The organism is Hymenobacter sp. CRA2, assembly GCF_002007105.1.
Taxonomy (GTDB): domain Bacteria; phylum Bacteroidota; class Bacteroidia; order Cytophagales; family Hymenobacteraceae; genus Solirubrum.
In genome coordinates this window covers 16488-31321 of record NZ_MVBC01000026.1, presented here as the reverse complement: position 1 = coordinate 31321, position 14834 = coordinate 16488, and the positions used below count along the sequence as shown (strand labels likewise).

The 14834-nt window shown below is 60.6% G+C and carries 17 protein-coding genes and 1 pseudogene; 4 read left to right on the top strand and 14 right to left on the bottom strand.

Annotated features, from left to right (window positions below; all coding sequences use genetic code 11):
• Positions 1–462 precede the first annotated feature (462 nt).
• From B0919_RS24035 to B0919_RS24000, 8 genes are all read right to left on the bottom strand, one after another.
• On the bottom strand, positions 463–1119 hold the full coding sequence (locus tag B0919_RS24035; protein WP_078014856.1) for a PD-(D/E)XK nuclease-like domain-containing protein: 657 nt from the start codon (positions 1117–1119) through the stop codon (positions 463–465).
• Positions 1120–1146: 27 nt separating this feature from the next.
• Positions 1147–1392, bottom strand: coding sequence for a hypothetical protein (locus tag B0919_RS24030; protein WP_078014855.1), 246 nt, complete (start codon positions 1390–1392; stop codon positions 1147–1149).
• Positions 1393–1441: 49 nt separating this feature from the next.
• On the bottom strand, positions 1442–2155 hold the full coding sequence (locus tag B0919_RS24025) for a hypothetical protein (protein WP_254846666.1): 714 nt from the start codon (positions 2153–2155) through the stop codon (positions 1442–1444).
• Positions 2156–2221: 66 nt separating this feature from the next.
• Positions 2222–2476 (bottom strand): hypothetical protein, encoded by a 255-nt coding sequence (locus B0919_RS24020; protein ID WP_078014854.1) that lies wholly within the window; start codon positions 2474–2476, stop codon positions 2222–2224.
• Between the two features lie 4 nt (positions 2477–2480).
• Entirely contained in the window at positions 2481–2789 is a 309-nt protein-coding gene (locus B0919_RS24015; protein ID WP_078014853.1) for a hypothetical protein, read from the bottom strand.
• 49 nt (positions 2790–2838) lie between these two features.
• On the bottom strand, positions 2839–3132 hold the full coding sequence (locus tag B0919_RS24010; protein ID WP_078014852.1) for a hypothetical protein: 294 nt from the start codon (positions 3130–3132) through the stop codon (positions 2839–2841).
• Positions 3119–3418 carry a hypothetical protein gene (locus B0919_RS24005; protein ID WP_078014851.1) on the bottom strand — a complete coding sequence of 100 codons (300 nt, stop codon included), beginning with the start codon at positions 3416–3418 and terminating at the stop codon, positions 3119–3121. Before B0919_RS24005 ends, B0919_RS24010 begins: the two co-directional genes overlap by 14 nt.
• Positions 3411–3734 carry a hypothetical protein gene (locus B0919_RS24000; RefSeq protein ID WP_078014850.1) on the bottom strand — a complete coding sequence of 108 codons (324 nt, stop codon included), beginning with the start codon at positions 3732–3734 and terminating at the stop codon, positions 3411–3413. Before B0919_RS24000 ends, B0919_RS24005 begins: the two co-directional genes overlap by 8 nt.
• A 181-nt stretch (positions 3735–3915) precedes the next feature.
• Here B0919_RS24000 and B0919_RS23995 point away from each other — a divergent pair, with 181 nt between their 5' ends.
• The 4 genes from B0919_RS23995 (at position 3916) to B0919_RS23980 (ending at position 6714) form a co-directional block, all read left to right on the top strand.
• Positions 3916–4332, top strand: coding sequence for an SLOG family protein (locus B0919_RS23995; RefSeq protein WP_078014849.1), 417 nt, complete (start codon positions 3916–3918; stop codon positions 4330–4332).
• Positions 4333–5551: 1219 nt separating this feature from the next.
• Positions 5552–5932 carry a M15 family metallopeptidase gene (locus B0919_RS23990; protein WP_254846665.1) on the top strand — a complete coding sequence of 127 codons (381 nt, stop codon included), beginning with the start codon at positions 5552–5554 and terminating at the stop codon, positions 5930–5932.
• A 4-nt stretch (positions 5933–5936) separates the two neighbouring features.
• Positions 5937–6383, top strand: coding sequence for a hypothetical protein (locus B0919_RS23985; RefSeq protein ID WP_139362367.1), 447 nt, complete (start codon positions 5937–5939; stop codon positions 6381–6383).
• Between the two features lie 55 nt (positions 6384–6438).
• Complete coding sequence (locus B0919_RS23980; RefSeq protein WP_078014847.1) at positions 6439–6714, top strand: hypothetical protein; 276 nt, start codon at positions 6439–6441, stop codon at positions 6712–6714.
• 151 nt (positions 6715–6865) lie between these two features.
• Here B0919_RS23980 and B0919_RS23975 read toward each other — a convergent pair whose 3' ends face one another.
• The 6 genes and pseudogenes from B0919_RS23975 to B0919_RS23955 form a co-directional block, all read right to left on the bottom strand.
• A complete protein-coding gene (locus B0919_RS23975; RefSeq protein ID WP_078014846.1) occupies positions 6866–8062 on the bottom strand; it encodes a Wadjet anti-phage system protein JetD domain-containing protein in 1197 nt (398 codons plus the stop codon).
• A 13-nt stretch (positions 8063–8075) separates the two neighbouring features.
• On the bottom strand, positions 8076–11159 hold the full coding sequence (locus tag B0919_RS23970) for an ATP-binding protein (RefSeq protein WP_254846664.1): 3084 nt from the start codon (positions 11157–11159) through the stop codon (positions 8076–8078).
• 195 nt (positions 11160–11354) lie between these two features.
• Positions 11355–11576: pseudogene (locus tag B0919_RS26090) on the bottom strand (ATP-binding protein); the annotation flags it as partial.
• Positions 11577–11632: 56 nt separating this feature from the next.
• The gene (locus B0919_RS23965; RefSeq protein WP_078014844.1) at positions 11633–12253 is read right to left on the bottom strand and encodes a DUF4194 domain-containing protein; all 621 of its coding nucleotides are present in this window, start codon (positions 12251–12253) and stop codon (positions 11633–11635) included.
• Positions 12254–12274: 21 nt separating this feature from the next.
• Complete coding sequence (locus B0919_RS23960) at positions 12275–13738, bottom strand: DUF3375 family protein (RefSeq protein WP_139362366.1); 1464 nt, start codon at positions 13736–13738, stop codon at positions 12275–12277.
• A gap of 391 nt (positions 13739–14129) precedes the next feature.
• Entirely contained in the window at positions 14130–14819 is a 690-nt protein-coding gene (locus B0919_RS23955; RefSeq protein ID WP_078014842.1) for a hypothetical protein, read from the bottom strand.
• Positions 14820–14834 lie beyond the last annotated feature (15 nt).

The following is a 14834-nucleotide window of genomic DNA, read 5'->3' as shown; positions in this document are numbered from 1 at the left end:
CAGGCCCGTACCCGTGAAGCACTGGAGGCGGCTATCCAAACCGCGGTTGAGTGGATTTCCAGCAAGGATGCCAAAGCCTGGTTCAACCATTGTGGTTATCATGTACATCGTTCATGAATCCGCTATAGTAAGTATCCACCTGTTGAAAAACATTCGACACTGGCTCAAATGCTTCATTGAGTAGTGCTTCCACCTTCTCACGCTTTGTCTTCGCTTTCATGTGGCTTTATATTAAGTTGGAGGGAATGACCGTCTACAATGAAACGGTTTACTTCGAAGCAAACGAAAACACAACTTGCGCTCAAAGGCAATGAGAAGTGTGACACTTGCGGTAAGCATGTTTATTGACTAAATATAAAACTTTATCTATATAATGCAATATAGTTCGTAGTGTTTTTTACTAATGAGTTGTCATGATATATCGCGCCATTGAAAAACAACACTTATTTAATTGATTACCAACTATATAACTTGAAGAGCCATCATGTGATTGACATAGGCTCGCAATAGGCGCTGGTACTTCTTCCGGCCCTGGGCCATCGTATCGGCATCGGCGGACAACTCCACCAGCCAGATGTCGTGCGGGGCCTTCTTTTGAACACCTACAATCAGAAAGCGGTCAGCGCCCAGCACGTCGGAGTAGAAGGCGGCCTGGCGGTCGTAATCGTACAGCTCGACGGTGGCGACGAAATGGGCGTAGTCGGGGCAGCTGGTGGTTTTGAAGTCGACCACCACCCGGCGGCCGAGGCGGGGCGTGGTCAGCAGCAGGTCGGGACGGATTTTGACGGTCAGGCCGGTTTCCTGGTGGGTGGCCGTGTGCGTTAGCTCGGGGGTGCCGCGGTAAAGCAGGTCGCGGCAGTAGCGGTGGCGGCGTACGGCAGCAGCCAGCCGCCCAAGCAGGCGCAGCTGGGCCGGGGGAAGCTGCGGGTCGGTGTACTGGTGGGGCTCTAGCACGGCCTCGTGGAAGGAGGCCCCGAAGGTCAGGGCCTGGGGGTTGGGGGTGCGAAGCTGGCCCAACAATTCGGCTTTGAGGGTGCTCAGGTCGGTATTGCTGACGTGGGGCAGGGCGCGGTGCCGGGCCTGGGTCAGGCCGGGGTGAGCTTGCAGGTTGGTGAACATGGAACAGGGCGTTTGATGGTGGATAGGTCAGCTGATGAAAGCCAGGCGCTGGGATTCGCCGTGGCGGTGGAGCCAGATGTGGGCGCCGCCGCAACCGACCTCGTAGGCCGGGGGCGAAAACAGGCCGCGCACGGCTGGGGCCAGGTCGCGCAGGTCGGGCAAGGGCTCGGCGGCCTCGATGAGTTGGGCCAACTGAGTGAGGCGGGCGGCCTCGGCTTCGTCGCGGGCAGGCAGGTGCACCACCAGCTGCGGTACTTCCAGGGAGGTAGGCATATGGAAAAGCGTAGCGGCCCCCTACCCTGCCGGGCAGGGAGCCGGGGAACTACTGTGCTTGGCTTGCGTCTTCCTTCGGTTCGGCGGTGGTGGGCAACTCGGCGGCCTCGGGGAGCTGGGCGGCTTCGGCCTTTGGGTTCTGGTAGCCGTGCTGGATGCGCACGTCGGCCGCGCCGGTATGGGTTTCCTCGCGCCAGATGGGAAAGTCCTGGGCAAACTCGCGGCGGGCCTGTACCTCCTGGGGGTCGGCTACTTCGTAGCTGAATTCGGCTATGTAGTAGGTAGCCTTCTTGCCGTCTTTGGTCGTCTCCTTCTTGCTGGCCTGCACCTTCACCACCACGTCGGCCAGCGTCAGGTCGTCGTAGAACAGCGGCTCGATCAGTCGGTACAGGTTTTCGACGGAGTAGCCGTGAAAGAGTACGGCGCAGATGGCGCCCTTCTCGTCGGCGTAGAACAACTCGGCCCAGAGCTTGCGGCCCATGTTCAGAATGTCGTCCTGGAAGATGCGCCAGGCTAGCGGAATGAAGCTGATGGTCGAACCCAGCGGCGTAACGCCGTTGATGTTGAACTGGCCCGCCTTGGCGTCGAAACGCACTTGGCGCGGGTGACCGGGCAGGTAGCGGAAGCGGCTAGTTTCTACTACCTCGCCGCTGGCCTCGTCCACGGTGGCCGTGAGGTAGGCCCGGCTGGGCGTAACGGTGGGGGCCAGCTCGGCGGTGGGCATGGCGGTAGTGAGGGAAGCGGTGGCGGGTTGTTTAGCCATTGTGGGTAGGGAGTTGATAGTGAAAAAGGAGTGGGGGCCGGTTGGCGGCCCGGCCCCCGGTGGCCGTTAGTAATCGGTGTCGTCGTAGTAGCCCTCGGGGGCCCAGGCGGGCGGAGGCTCGTGGAAGGCCTCGCCGCTTTCATCGGGCCCGGCGTGGCAGGTCTGGAAGTGGCGGGCGTCGTAGATGGCCTCGCGCACGGCGGCAGCACGGGTGGGCCGGTCGCCGTTGGCGGTGGCGGGGTAAAAGGGCTGGCGCAGCTGCCAGACAAAGCCGAAGCGCGGGCAGGGCCGCACCCAAACGCGGAAAGTGGGCGCTTTCATGGGCCTAGCGGAATTGCTTGTCGTGGCACAGAATCACGCGGCCCACAATACTGTCCACACCACGGGCTTGCGGCTGGTACTGGTACCAGAGGTAGGTAGCCAGCAGGTTCAGATAAGCCGGGTTGCGGAACTTGCCTTCGTCGTCAATGATGAGAATCAGCTCGTCGGTGAGGCGCACCACGTCCACGCGCTGGCACTGCAGCAGCTCGTACAGCTCGGCCAGCCGGAAGCTGCGGCCGTTGCGCGGGTGGATGGGTTGGGGCTCGGCGCTGTGCGGGTCGAGCAAATGCGGCTGGTAAGTAGTATTAGGCATGATGCGGGTAGTAGGGCCCGCGCCAAGCGGGGCGCGGGCCGGTGGTGGATTATTTCAGGTCCCAGGGGTGGGGGTGGTAATCGTCGGCCGGCATGGGCAATTCGCCGTAGCGGTCGGCCGGGCGCAGGCGGATGATGGGCGGCGCGTTGAGCGCATCGGCCGCAGCCTGGGCCTGCTCGTGGGTGGCGTAGGCGCCGGGGGCGGCCTCCTGCTGGTAATGGCCGGGGCCGCCGGGCTGGGTGCCGGGCAGGGCCACGTCGCGCACCACGGCCCAACCCTTGTTGCCGGCGTACAGGCAGGCCGTGTGCCAACGGCCGGCCTGTGGGGTGCTACCAGCGGGCATACTGCTGGCGCAAGCGGTGGAGCTGGGCCCCTTCCGGGCTGGCGTGGAAGGCTTCGCAGGCAGCCTTGTAAGCGGCACGGGCCTGGCGCAGGCGCAGGATGGCGGCGCGGATGCGGGCAAAGCGGGCCGGCTGGCGGGGGTATTCGTCGCGCAGCCCGTACAGGGCGTGCCGGGCATCGAACATCACCGACTGCGTGCGGGCCAACTGCTGGCGCACGGTGGGCGCCGGGGCCGGAGCCGCCCCCACCAGTGCGGCGGGAGCGGCTAGTAGGGCAGTGCTACGCATGAGCAGGCACCCCGGCGTATTCATCCTCGGCCTTCATCACCTCCCACACGGCCGCAAAGGCATAGGCGGGAGCTACGGCGCGCAGGGCGCGAAAGGCTGCTTTCAGGGCCTCAAAGGGGCAGCGGCCGGAGCCGGCGAAGCCTCCGGCCGGCTGGCAAGCCGGGCGCTCAGCCAGCGAAAAGCTGACGTACCAACGCGGGCCGATGCCCTGGTCATAAGTAGCTGCCGACTGCGAAACGTAGATGCCCTGGAACGGGCAAAGGGCCGGGCCCTGCCAAACGGCAGCGGCAAGCTGGAGTAACTGAGTAGGTAACATGGCTGTATGGGTTAGCCGGTGGGGTGCGCTCCTGGCGGGCCGGGCCCTGCCCGCCTGTGCGTGGGCGCCGGGGGCCTCTCCCCCGACTTTCTATACAATTATACGGAAAACCGTAATGGTATACAAAGAAAACAGTAAATGATATTTTACAGAAATACGGAAATTTTACCTATATTCATATATGAATAATGTACAAAAACACACCAGCGGAACCGAACCAACCGTAGCAGTAGTGGGTAGCCGAAGCGTGACGAGCGGCCCCACGGCCCAACGCCTGGCGCGCTACCTGGAGCACCTGCGGCCGGGCCTGATAATAAGCGGCGGCGCAGCCGGCGCCGATGCCCTGGCGGCCAGCTGGGCGCGGGCCAACGGGGTGCCCCTGCTGGAGCTGCGGCCCGACTACGCCGCCCACGGTGCCGGCGCGCCCCACGTGCGCAATGTCGAAATAGTGCGCCGGGCCGACCTGGTGCTGGTGCTGTGGGACGGGCAAAGCCGGGGCACGCTGAGCGCCGCCCGCGCCGCCGCCCGGCTGGGCCGCCGCTGCGAGTGGCTGCTACACGCCCCACCGGGCGCGCCAGCCGGCGGCCTGGGACCCTGAGGCCGGCCCCGCCGTGGCTGGGACGAGCGGCCGACCTACCGAACAGCTAAATGCCTCGGCCGGGGGGCTTGGGGGGGCGGCCTGAGCGCCCCCAATGGGCCGGCCCGAAGGGCACCTTATGAGGGAGTAGCGGCCGTTTTAGGCTGCGGAGCCCGAGGCAGATGACCGGGCGTCAGCCGGGGCATGGACGCCGGGGTTTGGGGTGCCCCCAATGAAACCGGCCGCGGAGCGGCACCTTGTTTGTGGCACCATCGACAAGTGCTTGGGAAGCGGCCAGGCGGCCCGCTTGGGAGGTGGCGACCTAAGGAGCCGCTGACCTAGCGAATTGGCGGCCTGGGCCGGTGCGGAGGGCAGGCGTTGGGATTCGACTGGGTGGTGGGAAGAGGCTGGCCGACCAGCGGGAGGCGGGCCGGGGCGTGGGTTCCCGGTAGCGGAGGCTGGCTGCGTGCAGTGAGCTTGCGGGGAGGTGAGGCAGCGGGCCGGAGCGTGGGGCGGTCGGCAGGGGCAGCAGAATCGGGAGGCGGGCAGGCGGAGGCTGGCTGACCGCAGCAACCGGAGCCCTGCTAGCGTAGTGAACGAGGAGCGCAGAGCAGCGGAGCGACGAGTGAGCGGAGCGCAGCGTGGGCGAAGGGCGCGTAGGGAAGCGGGCCGGGCGGGGGCTCGGTAGCGGAGGCCGGGCACCGGTGCGGCGGGCTTTGTGGGCGGGTAGCGGTGCTGGGCCGGAGCGTAGAACGAGCGGCTAGCAGGATGACGGGCGGCGCTGTTTGGGGGCGCGGCCCGTCATCCTGCGTAGGGTCGGTAGCTGACTGCCGGGGCCCTTTTTCAGGGCCTGGGCAGGCGGCGCTGGACGTTTCGCATCAGTTGAAACCCTGCGTAGCCGCGGTAACGCGCAAGGGATGGTAGCCAAGCCGACGAAGGAGGCTGCCCGTAGGGCCGTAGCGGAGCGGAGTGGCGGACAGCCCGACCCGCAGGGGTGCGCCCAAAAAAGTACAATTAATTACCACTACTCGCCGCAATAATACAAGCATAGGTACTGGCATTCTTTATTACATAATTATGTAAATTATTGCACCTTTATGGCTCAATATTTTCAGCATTATGTGTCATGCTTCAACCGACCATGCAACCTGCACGAAAACAGCCAAGTCTTACCAGTAAGCAGGCTGCGAATCAAGAGGAACGATTGGCGCAGGCCGTGCCGGCACTGGCGGCAGCATACATGGAAGCGTTGCGGCGTTGGCTGGGTGACCCGGTGCTGCGGCTGGTGGGTCGGCCCATCATTACGGAGTGCTACCGGTCGCCGGAACGGCAGAACGAGCTGTACGAGCAAGGTCGCTCGAAGCCGGGGCCAATCGTGACGTATAAGCGCGGCGGTGAGTCGAAGCATAACCTGGGGCCGCCGACGCCGGCGCTGGACGTGGCGTTTCTGCTGGCGGATGGGTCGGTGTCGTGGTCGGGGCTGCTGCTGAGCAAGTTTGCGCGGCTGATTAAGGCGGCCGATGCGCGGGTGGTGTGGGGCGGCGACTGGGCCCGATTCAAGGACCGGCCGCACTTTGAGCTACTACCTGTTACGCCGAAAGGGGGGCCGGGTCGTGGCTAATCCGGTGCTGGAAAACTGGGGCGTGGTAACGTCGGTGGTCGGCGGCTCGGTGGCCGTGCTGCTTTACTTCGTGAAGAGCTGGCGCGACGTGGAAACGCTGAAGGCCACTTGCCGGGCGAATGAGCAGAAGTCGGAAGCCCTGACCCTGCGCGTGGACGAGTACCACGTGTCGGCAGTGGCGCGGGAAGCCAAACTGCGCGACGAGGTGCGCCTGGACATCGAGCGGTTGCGCACCGAAAGCCTGGAGCAGCGCGAGGCCCTGCGCCAGCAGATGACCGAACTGGTGCTCAAGCTCACCGAGCGGCTGGGCCATATCGACAAGACGATGGCGCTGGTGGAAGAACGCACGCGCAACCTCTCGGACGCTTATAAGGAGCAGGTGGAGCGCAAACGGTGGGCTGACCGGATTCTGGCGCGGCTGGAACAACACAACGGCGCCCAGGGGGCCTAAGCATAACCGGGCGGCCGGGTGGCGGCCCGTTTTTTTCCCTTCTAACTTTTCAACTATGGACAAGAAATTAACAGTGCTAGACCGGGTGACGCTGCCTACCCCTCGGTTCTTTCGCAAGGTGCGCACCATCGGGGCGGCGCTGGCGGCGGTGGGCGGCGTCATTGCCACGGCGCCGGTGGCGCTGCCGGCCGTGGTGGTGACCATCGGCGGGTACCTGGTGCTGGCCGGCTCGGTGGCGGCGGCCGTGTCGTCGGTGGCCGTGGACCCGGAGGCGGGTTCTTCCCTCCTACCAACCGGGCCGATCAAACCAGAGGACGCGGCGTCGTTGTAGACTGCTTAATTCTACATAATGCAGGAAGCGGCTATTTCATATAGCCACTTCCTGCATTGTATTTTATAGTCTACGAAATAGGCACGCTATTTCCTTGTCTTAACCTGCTCTTCAATTTTGAAGAACTCACTCGTCAACCTCTACTCTTGGTTTAGTTCCTTAAAACGTCCGCATGAAATGCCTGCAGCAGTTCCTCTAGTGGTATATGCTCTTGCTCTAATCTAGTTTGATGTGCAGCTAGGTCTCGAAAAAGTTGTTCTTCGGCGCAGGTCAAATTAGAAAGCTTCTCTGACTGACGGTTGGTCGAAGCCGTTGTGTGATACTCGGCGTAGCGCTTCAAGGTCGCATCATCCATAAGCAAAGCTTGTGTATGTGGAAAGCATCCACGCAAGTGATGCAGAATTTGCAGGCCGGCTGTATCCAAGTCACCCCAATACAGCAGCCGGCAGGCCCTAAGCCATAATGCAGTAGCTAATACACTTACTTGAAATCCCTTGCCCCAAACTGCCAGCGTTTCAGGGAGCGGTGGTAAGGCAAGAAACGTAGTCAGGTTTTCGACTATCAGTACCGACTTACAAGGGAATTCCAAACCCGCAAACTTGCTGATTGGGATGGTCAAATCGTCGAGCTGGAAGGGTAGTTGGCTGCTAAGTTGCTCGTCGAGTATTCGTAGCCGAATTAAGGGCTCGGGCTCCCGTAGATTATAGCGTCTTAGGAAGCTATTTTCCTGTTGACGCAGCGCGGCGGACGGCAACAACTCGTCGAGGAGCAAGCGCAATGGGCGGGTGTGTTGCTCAATGAATTTGGTATGCACTCCCTCAATACGAAGCTCCCGCAGGTAGTACCGAGGCGCATCGGCAGGCTCTTGCGCCAGCTTTAGAAAGAACTCCCCTACGCGTATCAGGCTTTCCCAATGCCCTGCGTACTCTGTTACCAAGAGCACGTGCCGCAACAGCCACCGGTGCAGCTGTGGCAGCCGTGCTAACACCAACGCTGCGTCGCGCTTAAACTGAGCGGCCTCGCGGGTTTTGCCCAGAAAAGCAAATACGTCTTCAGGAGTATGAAAAATTACTTCCTGGGGTACGGTTTGCCAAGCTTGGCTGGTGCGGGTGTTCACGCGATGCTGGCGCAATTCATAGCCAAACCCACCTACTGGTTTAGCCTGCTTTACCCATTGTGTTATGGTGTGCAACCAGTCGCCTTGTATCTCTGCTTCAGTAAGTTTGCCGCAGGTAATATGCCAGGGAAAAAGCAAAGCAGCCGGTTCATCACTCCAGGGCAGTGTAGCCCCTAAAGCCAGCACATACTTCTTCTCTACTTTGCGCCGTAAGTCAGCAACGGTAAGCATACATAATCCGGGTTCAGGTGAGCGGCTGCAACGAGGAGGCAGCAGTTATATCCTCCACCAAGGCGGAGTCGATAGTTTCGACTGCAGCTACTAACTCGCCTTGATCCTTCACAAACTTTTTCCGCAACTCCTGGTATTTTTCGATACTGAGGTTGTGCACGAAAGAGTGTTTTTGGTCGCGGCACACTATGTAATGACAAGCCGCAATAAAGTCCTCGACTACCGTAATTTTGTCGTCGGGCGTCACCACCAACACTTGCAGCTGCAACTGCCTACATAATTCCATAAGGTAGCGCGACTTATCTGGATCGAGCTTGCTGAAAGCCTCATCAACCACCAATAGTCGGAACGAACGCCCCCCGCCCGCCGTGCCTTGCTGCTGCCGGTTGAGCCCAAACTGGTAAGCCAATGCCGCGCCCAAAACGGTGTAGGTTAGCTGAGCCGCTTGCCCCCCGGACAAACTACCGGAACCATCGTACAGCTTGCCGGGTACGGGCTCATCAGTGGCCCTGTAAAACTCCTGCGCTTGAAATACAAACCAGTTGCGCACGTCGGTGACTTCGCGCCGCCATTCTTCCTGCTCGTGCAGTCGTTCGAGCAAGTATTGCACGCGCCGAAACGTTTCCTGTTGCGCAGCGCCGTCGTGCCGAATGCCCTGCCGGTCGGGTATGGCCTGGGCTAGATCAGCTTTAAAGTCGCGCACCCGCTGGTTAGGTGTTGCATGCTGCACTAGCTTGATGTAGGTAGGCTGGGGTTGGTGATTGAAGGTAATGTGACGCAAGGAGGCGTTCAGCTCGGCCACGTACTTTTCGATAGCCCCTACCTGGCTTAACAGGGACTGGCGGAAATACACAATCCCGTCGGCGGTTTCCTCGCGCAAGTATTTTTCGAACTTCTCCCGCTGCTGCGGTAGCTCTTGCTGAGTGAGGCGCCGGTAATATGCCAGGCAGTGCGGCAGCATATCCAGGTCAGGCCGGCCGGCGGGCACATCCCCCGACCAGTCGGGGAAGCGCGCGTTCAGCTCCCGGCTCGGCTGGGCGAAGGCCCGAATGGTATCCAAGAGTGTTTTTTCTACCCCTTGAATAGTCCGTAAGGTGTCTCCTTCTTCGGTTGCTACCCGGTTTTCAGTTGTCACGCATAATTTCTCCAAGCGGTCAACTGACAGCGTGGGGCTGCTCAAATCTGGTAAATAGGCGGCGGCTGCGGTCAATGCGGTATCAGCGGGCACCGGACTTTCGGCTAGTGTTTCTTCGCACAGCACTAGCTGACTGCGTACGGTATTAAGCTGACTTTCTACCGCGCCCTTGTTTTCCCGGGTACGCTGCAGGCGTTGGTCTGATTCCTTAATATGATTTTCCAGAGTTTCCAACTGCTCCTTCAACTGACGCAGTTGCCCGGCACCTTCACTGGTGAGCAGCTGCTGCTTTTCCTGCTGGTAGCGGATCAATTCACCTTCGGTGCTGCTGACGTCAAGCTGGTTGAAGGAGTCAAAGTCTGACAACAGCACCAGACTGTCGCGGGTTGCCTGCCGGGTTTTCTGCCCTATGTCCTGCTGCTTTAGTTGCTGGCTGATTTCCTGCAGTTCCTTTTCACCTTCGTGCAGCAGCTGGCGGTAAGTGGTAAGCTTATTTGCGCTGTTCCAGCCCAGTACAAAGTCAGCGGCAGAAGCACGGTTCGGGCGGTCGTCTTTGCGGTGCTCGTGGCGGTTACGGATGAGCCCCTCCTGGGTCAGGGCTTGGTCTACTTGGCGCAGTTCTGCCTCGTCGGCCACGCACACATGCGGGTAGCGCGTACGCAACTGATGCTCCAGCCACGCCCGGTGCGGAGTATCCGGGCGAATGTCAAGCTTCGTGTTCACAGAGCGTGCCGGCTCCCGCTGCTGAACGGCATCTATCGGTTTATCAACTAAGCGTTGGTACACCAGCAAGCCCCGCAGATTGGTGCGGTTCACGTAGGCGGTTACGGCGGCGTAGTGTTGTTCAGGCACCAGCAGTTGCAGCGCGAAGCCTCGCAGCAAACCTTCCAAGGCTTTTTGCCACTCCTGGGCATCGTCGCGCGCGCGTATCAGCTCGCCTACAAAAGGCAACTCTGCTGCCGCTATGCCCAGCTTGTCGCACAAGGTGGTGCGCAGGTCCAGCTCCCGACTTGGAATGTTGGTAGCAGGCTGGCGGCTAAGCCGGTTTACTTCGCTGCGTAGCTCCGTCACTCGCTCCGCTAACCGCTCTTGCTGATTCCATAATTGCTTCTTGGTAGTTTCTGCCGCGGCCGCGGCGTCTATCAATTCTTGCAGCTGGTCGCTGAGTACTTCGCGTTGCACCGTGAAGGCCGTAGCATCGGCAGGGCAGGGAGGCAAGTGCAGCTGCGCAGCCAGCTGGTTGTATTTATCTACTCTTGCCTGCTGCTCGCGGGCCCTGTTGGCATACTGTTCGATGTTTTTCTCGAGACTTTCTAGCTGGCGGTTATTATCATCCTGCTGGATGGCGCGGTCCAACTCACGTTGCCGCTTGCGGTCGGCTTCCAGTTGCTGGGTTTGTTGGTCCAATTGACGTTCCAATGTCACCAACTCGTCCGCCTTCTGATCATCGGCCTGTTCCAAGGCCAGCTTTTGGCGCTGGGTGAACAGGTACCGCACCGCTAGCTTAGCCTGGGTTAACTCGGTTAGTTGGTTTTCCGCTTGCCGTAAGCGGGCCTCATCGGCGGGCAGCGACTGAAGCAGCCGCTGCTGCTCGGTGGCTTTCTCCAGGGCCCGGTGCGCCTCCAGCAGCTGCTGATATTGCGCGCGCAACTTCTGGAAATCGTCCTCGGCCGTGCCGGGCTCCAGCATATGCTCCCGGATAAAGTCGTTGAGGCGCCCTACCACTTTCAGGCTAACAGCCTTTCCGAACAGCGTCAGCGCTTTTTCGCGCATTCCCAGCGCCCGGCGCAGGGCATCGGCATACTCCCTGAACGACCCAAAGAGCACGGGCCCCGCCGATGGGTAAGCCGCCCGCAGCCGGCGCTTCCAGTCACCGCTCGCATCGAGCGTGCCCAGCTCGGCAATCCCGAGGGCGTGCGGCAGCACCAGAAAATCGGTATTGACGTTGCCCTGCGGCACCACACGGCGCACTTGCGCTACCGTAACGGCTAAGCCGGCACGCTCGTCGCGGAAGCAGGCCAGCAGCACGGAGTAGCAGCCGGGCTGGCGCAAGGCATCGGGCCGGGCTTCGAGGTAGCCTTCGGCCGCCGACCGGCCGTAGTAGCCCAACACGTAGGTTTTCTCGGTGCGCTCCTTACGGCTTTCGGCCCCCGACGATTGGTTGTAGAACCGGTTAGGCGTCAGCAACGTCATGAGCGCATCCACCAAGGTGGTTTTGCCAGCGCCGTTAGCTCCCGTCAGCAAGGTGGTGTTGCCAAGAACGGTTACCCGGTGAATGATGCTATCGAAGGTTCCCCAGTTGTAAACCTCCAAGTGGTGCAGGCGGAAGCCAGCGGGCAGCGGCGGCAGCGAATCATCAAACAACGAGGGGTACTGCATGGGGTGAATCAGTAACGAGGATACAGGAGGAATTTGAGAATCAGATGCGGTACTAGTTAGGCTGAGAAGGAGTTACCGGTAGCCAGGCGCTGATCCAGTTGCTGTTGGAAATCTTCTAACTGGTCGTTATCCAGCCGGGCCTTCAGGATGCGTTTCACTTCGTACTGTGTGCGGCCATCCTCACCCGGGTAAGTGCGGGTGGTGAGCAAAAAACCTTGCTTTTCGGCATCCACCAAGGTTTTGCGCAGCCGGTTAGCGCGGCTCACTTTATTGGTGGCGTCGGCAAAAAACACGTCGAGCTGGTCGAGTAGATCTTGCTGGGTTACATAGAGGCGGCCGCCGCTACTGGCCATTCCAGCCGCATCGTATTCATCGAGACGTTGGCGGAGCAGCACGCACAGCAGCGTGGTGTCGTAGCTGAGTTTGTCGCGGCGTACCAGCGTGGGCAGTCGTTCGGCCGGGACTTGCTCCGGGTCTTCCTCCTCGCTGTGGGCTGCATCGTCCAGAAATGCGTAACCATCCGTGTCCTGCCACACAATGCGCAACTCCAGCCGGCTAAAATAGCGGCGTAACTCGGTAAAATGTTCTTTCATCGCCTGCCACTCACGGTCCTGGTCGGCGTAGATGGGCCCCAGTAGCAGGCGGCGGGCAATGAAGGCAAACGATGGAACAGCCATGGGTGAAGCAGCAGGGCGCGGTTAGCGGGTACAGAAGGTGATGTGGGGCAGCCGAAGCGCCTGGGCGTGGGTGCGGTCCAGCGGCACCAGGATGGTGCTGTTTTCATCAATCAGGTGCTGCGGCTCGCGGGCCGCCAGCGCCAGGTAAGCCAGCACCTCGCCCAGGCCTTGCTCCAGCGGGTAACAGTCCAGTACATCGGTCAGGGTGGCACGGCCGCCCCGCGCCGCCAGCACCGCTGTAATATTGTCGGCCAGCCGGCGCCGGTCGATAGGCTGACGGCCGAATAATTGGGCGAGGTCATCGGCCAAGAGGGCAGGCTGCTCCGGCGCAGCAGCCGGGGCCGCGGGAGGTGGCAGTACGGGTTCGAGCAGGCTATCGGCCAGGCGCCGGGCCAGGGGCAGGCGAACGATGGGGCGGGTAGATACTTCCACACCCGGTAATTCGACGTCGGCGTCGCGGGCCTGTAGAGCCAGCTGCTGAATGGCCTGAAACGCTGCCAGGGCCCGTCGGCGCTGACCGGCGTCGTGCTCGGTCACGAGGCGGTGCAGGCGCTCGGTCAGGCTCAGGCTGGTGTCGCGCACCACGCGGGCTGCTTCGAATAAGTCGGCGCGTAGGTTACGCAGGAAGTCGTCGGCCGACAGTCCTTTGTCGTGCAGCAGTTGATAGGTATCAGCTACCAAGGCGTCAAACTCCGCTTGCTGGGCGGGGTCGGTAAGAAATTCCCAAAACGTGTAGAAGCTACGTCCCTGGTCTTGCTGCTTAAGGGCTTCGCGGCTGTCGAGGGCAAAGCCTAGGGTGTGGCCTCGGCTGCCGCTGCCGCGCAGTTGCCGCTCGTATAGGTCCTTTACCAAGGCCTGGAAGTTCTCATCGACCACGCGGAAGTCTTCCCGCAGGCTTTTACCCAGCTGTGTGATGCTGGCTACCTCCCAAGCAATTCGACTATCGGAGTAAGTGGGTAGTTCGTCAGCAGCCTCCAGGGCCTCTATCTCGGCAGCTAGCTGGGCCTGACGGCGGTGCAGTTCGGCCAAGCGGGTGGCTTTGTCAGCGGAATTGTGCCGCACCAGCTCTTGGAGCTTACGCAGAATGTCAAGGAAACGGGAGTCGGTAGCGGCAAAGGCTGGGGCATCGAGCGTGTCGAGCCACAGCAGGGTTTGGCCGGTAGCCGGCGTAAGGTCGTACCATTCCTGGCCGGTGGCATCTTGCGCCCGGATGAGCAAGCCTTCGTTGGCCCAGCGCTCCAGGGTACGGCGGGCGCGGGTGCTGAGGTCTTCGGGTATTTCGTCAGCAGCGGCAGCGGATTCGTGCGCTTGCAGTAACTCGGCCAGCTGGCTAATAAGGTGCTCCTGCGGACGGCCGTTTACCGGGCCATCCTGGCTCCGAAACTCTTGTTGCAAAAAGCTGATGAGCATAGGGGCCTGATCGAGTCGAAGCAGACGCAGGCCTGGCGAGGCCAGCAAGCGTTGGTAATGCGTAATACTGGACACAAATGATAAGTAGCGGAAGGGTTACGATGTCGGGCGTTCTAAAGTATTGTTTTTTGGCTAGAATGTACCGAAAAACAAAGTATGTGAATAGTCAATATGTCGAGGAAATTAATAGCAGGTTATGGATCCTGGGCTTCACACCTAATACTCCCTTCCTGCCCATACTCAGCTGCCTTGTGCAGATGGCTTCTATTACTTCTTGCCGAACCTACCCACGGGCTCTACGGCCTGCATTCGCCGGATGATCCAAAAAGGTCAACAAATGCTTGACCTTTCCAGGCCTGCGTGCGTATATTTGTACACAGTCCCGGTACTCCCTCTCCCAGATGTCTTATGCTGGTGATGGAGCCGGGTTTTCTGTTTTTAGGGGTAGATGGTTTCGCGCCCCTGATTATTGTGGCGCTTGTCCTGATGGTTTAGCCTGGTATCTGGCGCGCCGCTGCTTCTCTGTCTGCAGCACAGCGGAAAACCGATCCAAGGGCTGCAACCAAGCCACTACCTGCGGCTCGATCCAGCCAATGAGTTGAATGGTTTGTGCATGTTGTTGTTCCAGCGTGCGTAGCTTCCAACAGACGGGCTCATTGTGGTAAACCCGATTGCGGAGGTAGCGCACAGTGTTAATGGCCACTGATACGGTTGATCGTTGACGGTCTTGCTTGGGTAGGTGGGGAAACGCCAAGCGCAGCTGTTTCCACAGCACCAACTCGTATGCCGCGTTGAACAGAGATGACCAGAAACCGAAGGTTAGCTCGGCCACTACCTTGTCGGCAGACAACGTTTCGCCACGGTCTATAATGTATTCCTCGGCTTTGGTAAGACTGGACTGCAGGCCCACCAAGGTGGGCTCTCGCTGGCTGAGCACCTGGTACCAATCGGGGGTCTGGAACAGATACGAGAGCTGTCGGTGAACGGCATTGCGGAGCACTACTTCAGCCACCGCTAAGCTGGGGTACAAGCTTTCGGACAGCAGAATATTGCCGGCGTACAAGGCTGCGGCTTCGGAGGCATCCTGACCGGCGGCATGGTAGAAGCGCGCCAAGCGGCCTGCTGAAAACAGGCGCTCCATGTGCTTTTTCTCCATCTACGGCTGCTCAAT

Excerpts from the sequence above, each read along its gene's own strand:
- B0919_RS24035 (WP_078014856.1), bottom strand. The coding sequence starts at position 1,119 with ATGTTCACCAACCTGCAAGCTCACCCCGGCCTGACCCAGGCCCGGCAC.
- B0919_RS24030 (WP_078014855.1), bottom strand. The coding sequence starts at position 1,392 with ATGCCTACCTCCCTGGAAGTACCGCAGCTGGTGGTGCACCTGCCTGCC.
- B0919_RS24025 (WP_254846666.1), bottom strand. The coding sequence starts at position 2,155 with ATGGCTAAACAACCCGCCACCGCTTCCCTCACTACCGCCATGCCCACC.
- B0919_RS24020 (WP_078014854.1), bottom strand. The coding sequence starts at position 2,476 with ATGAAAGCGCCCACTTTCCGCGTTTGGGTGCGGCCCTGCCCGCGCTTC.
- B0919_RS24015 (WP_078014853.1), bottom strand. The coding sequence starts at position 2,789 with ATGCCTAATACTACTTACCAGCCGCATTTGCTCGACCCGCACAGCGCC.
- B0919_RS24010 (WP_078014852.1), bottom strand. The coding sequence starts at position 3,132 with ATGCCCGCTGGTAGCACCCCACAGGCCGGCCGTTGGCACACGGCCTGC.
- B0919_RS24005 (WP_078014851.1), bottom strand. The coding sequence starts at position 3,418 with ATGCGTAGCACTGCCCTACTAGCCGCTCCCGCCGCACTGGTGGGGGCG.
- B0919_RS24000 (WP_078014850.1), bottom strand. The coding sequence starts at position 3,734 with ATGTTACCTACTCAGTTACTCCAGCTTGCCGCTGCCGTTTGGCAGGGC.
- B0919_RS23995 (WP_078014849.1), top strand. The coding sequence starts at position 3,916 with ATGAATAATGTACAAAAACACACCAGCGGAACCGAACCAACCGTAGCA.
- B0919_RS23990 (WP_254846665.1), top strand. The coding sequence starts at position 5,552 with ATGGAAGCGTTGCGGCGTTGGCTGGGTGACCCGGTGCTGCGGCTGGTG.
- B0919_RS23980 (WP_078014847.1), top strand. The coding sequence starts at position 6,439 with ATGGACAAGAAATTAACAGTGCTAGACCGGGTGACGCTGCCTACCCCT.
- B0919_RS23975 (WP_078014846.1), bottom strand. The coding sequence starts at position 8,062 with ATGCTTACCGTTGCTGACTTACGGCGCAAAGTAGAGAAGAAGTATGTG.
- B0919_RS23965 (WP_078014844.1), bottom strand. The coding sequence starts at position 12,253 with ATGGCTGTTCCATCGTTTGCCTTCATTGCCCGCCGCCTGCTACTGGGG.
- B0919_RS23955 (WP_078014842.1), bottom strand. The coding sequence starts at position 14,819 with ATGGAGAAAAAGCACATGGAGCGCCTGTTTTCAGCAGGCCGCTTGGCG.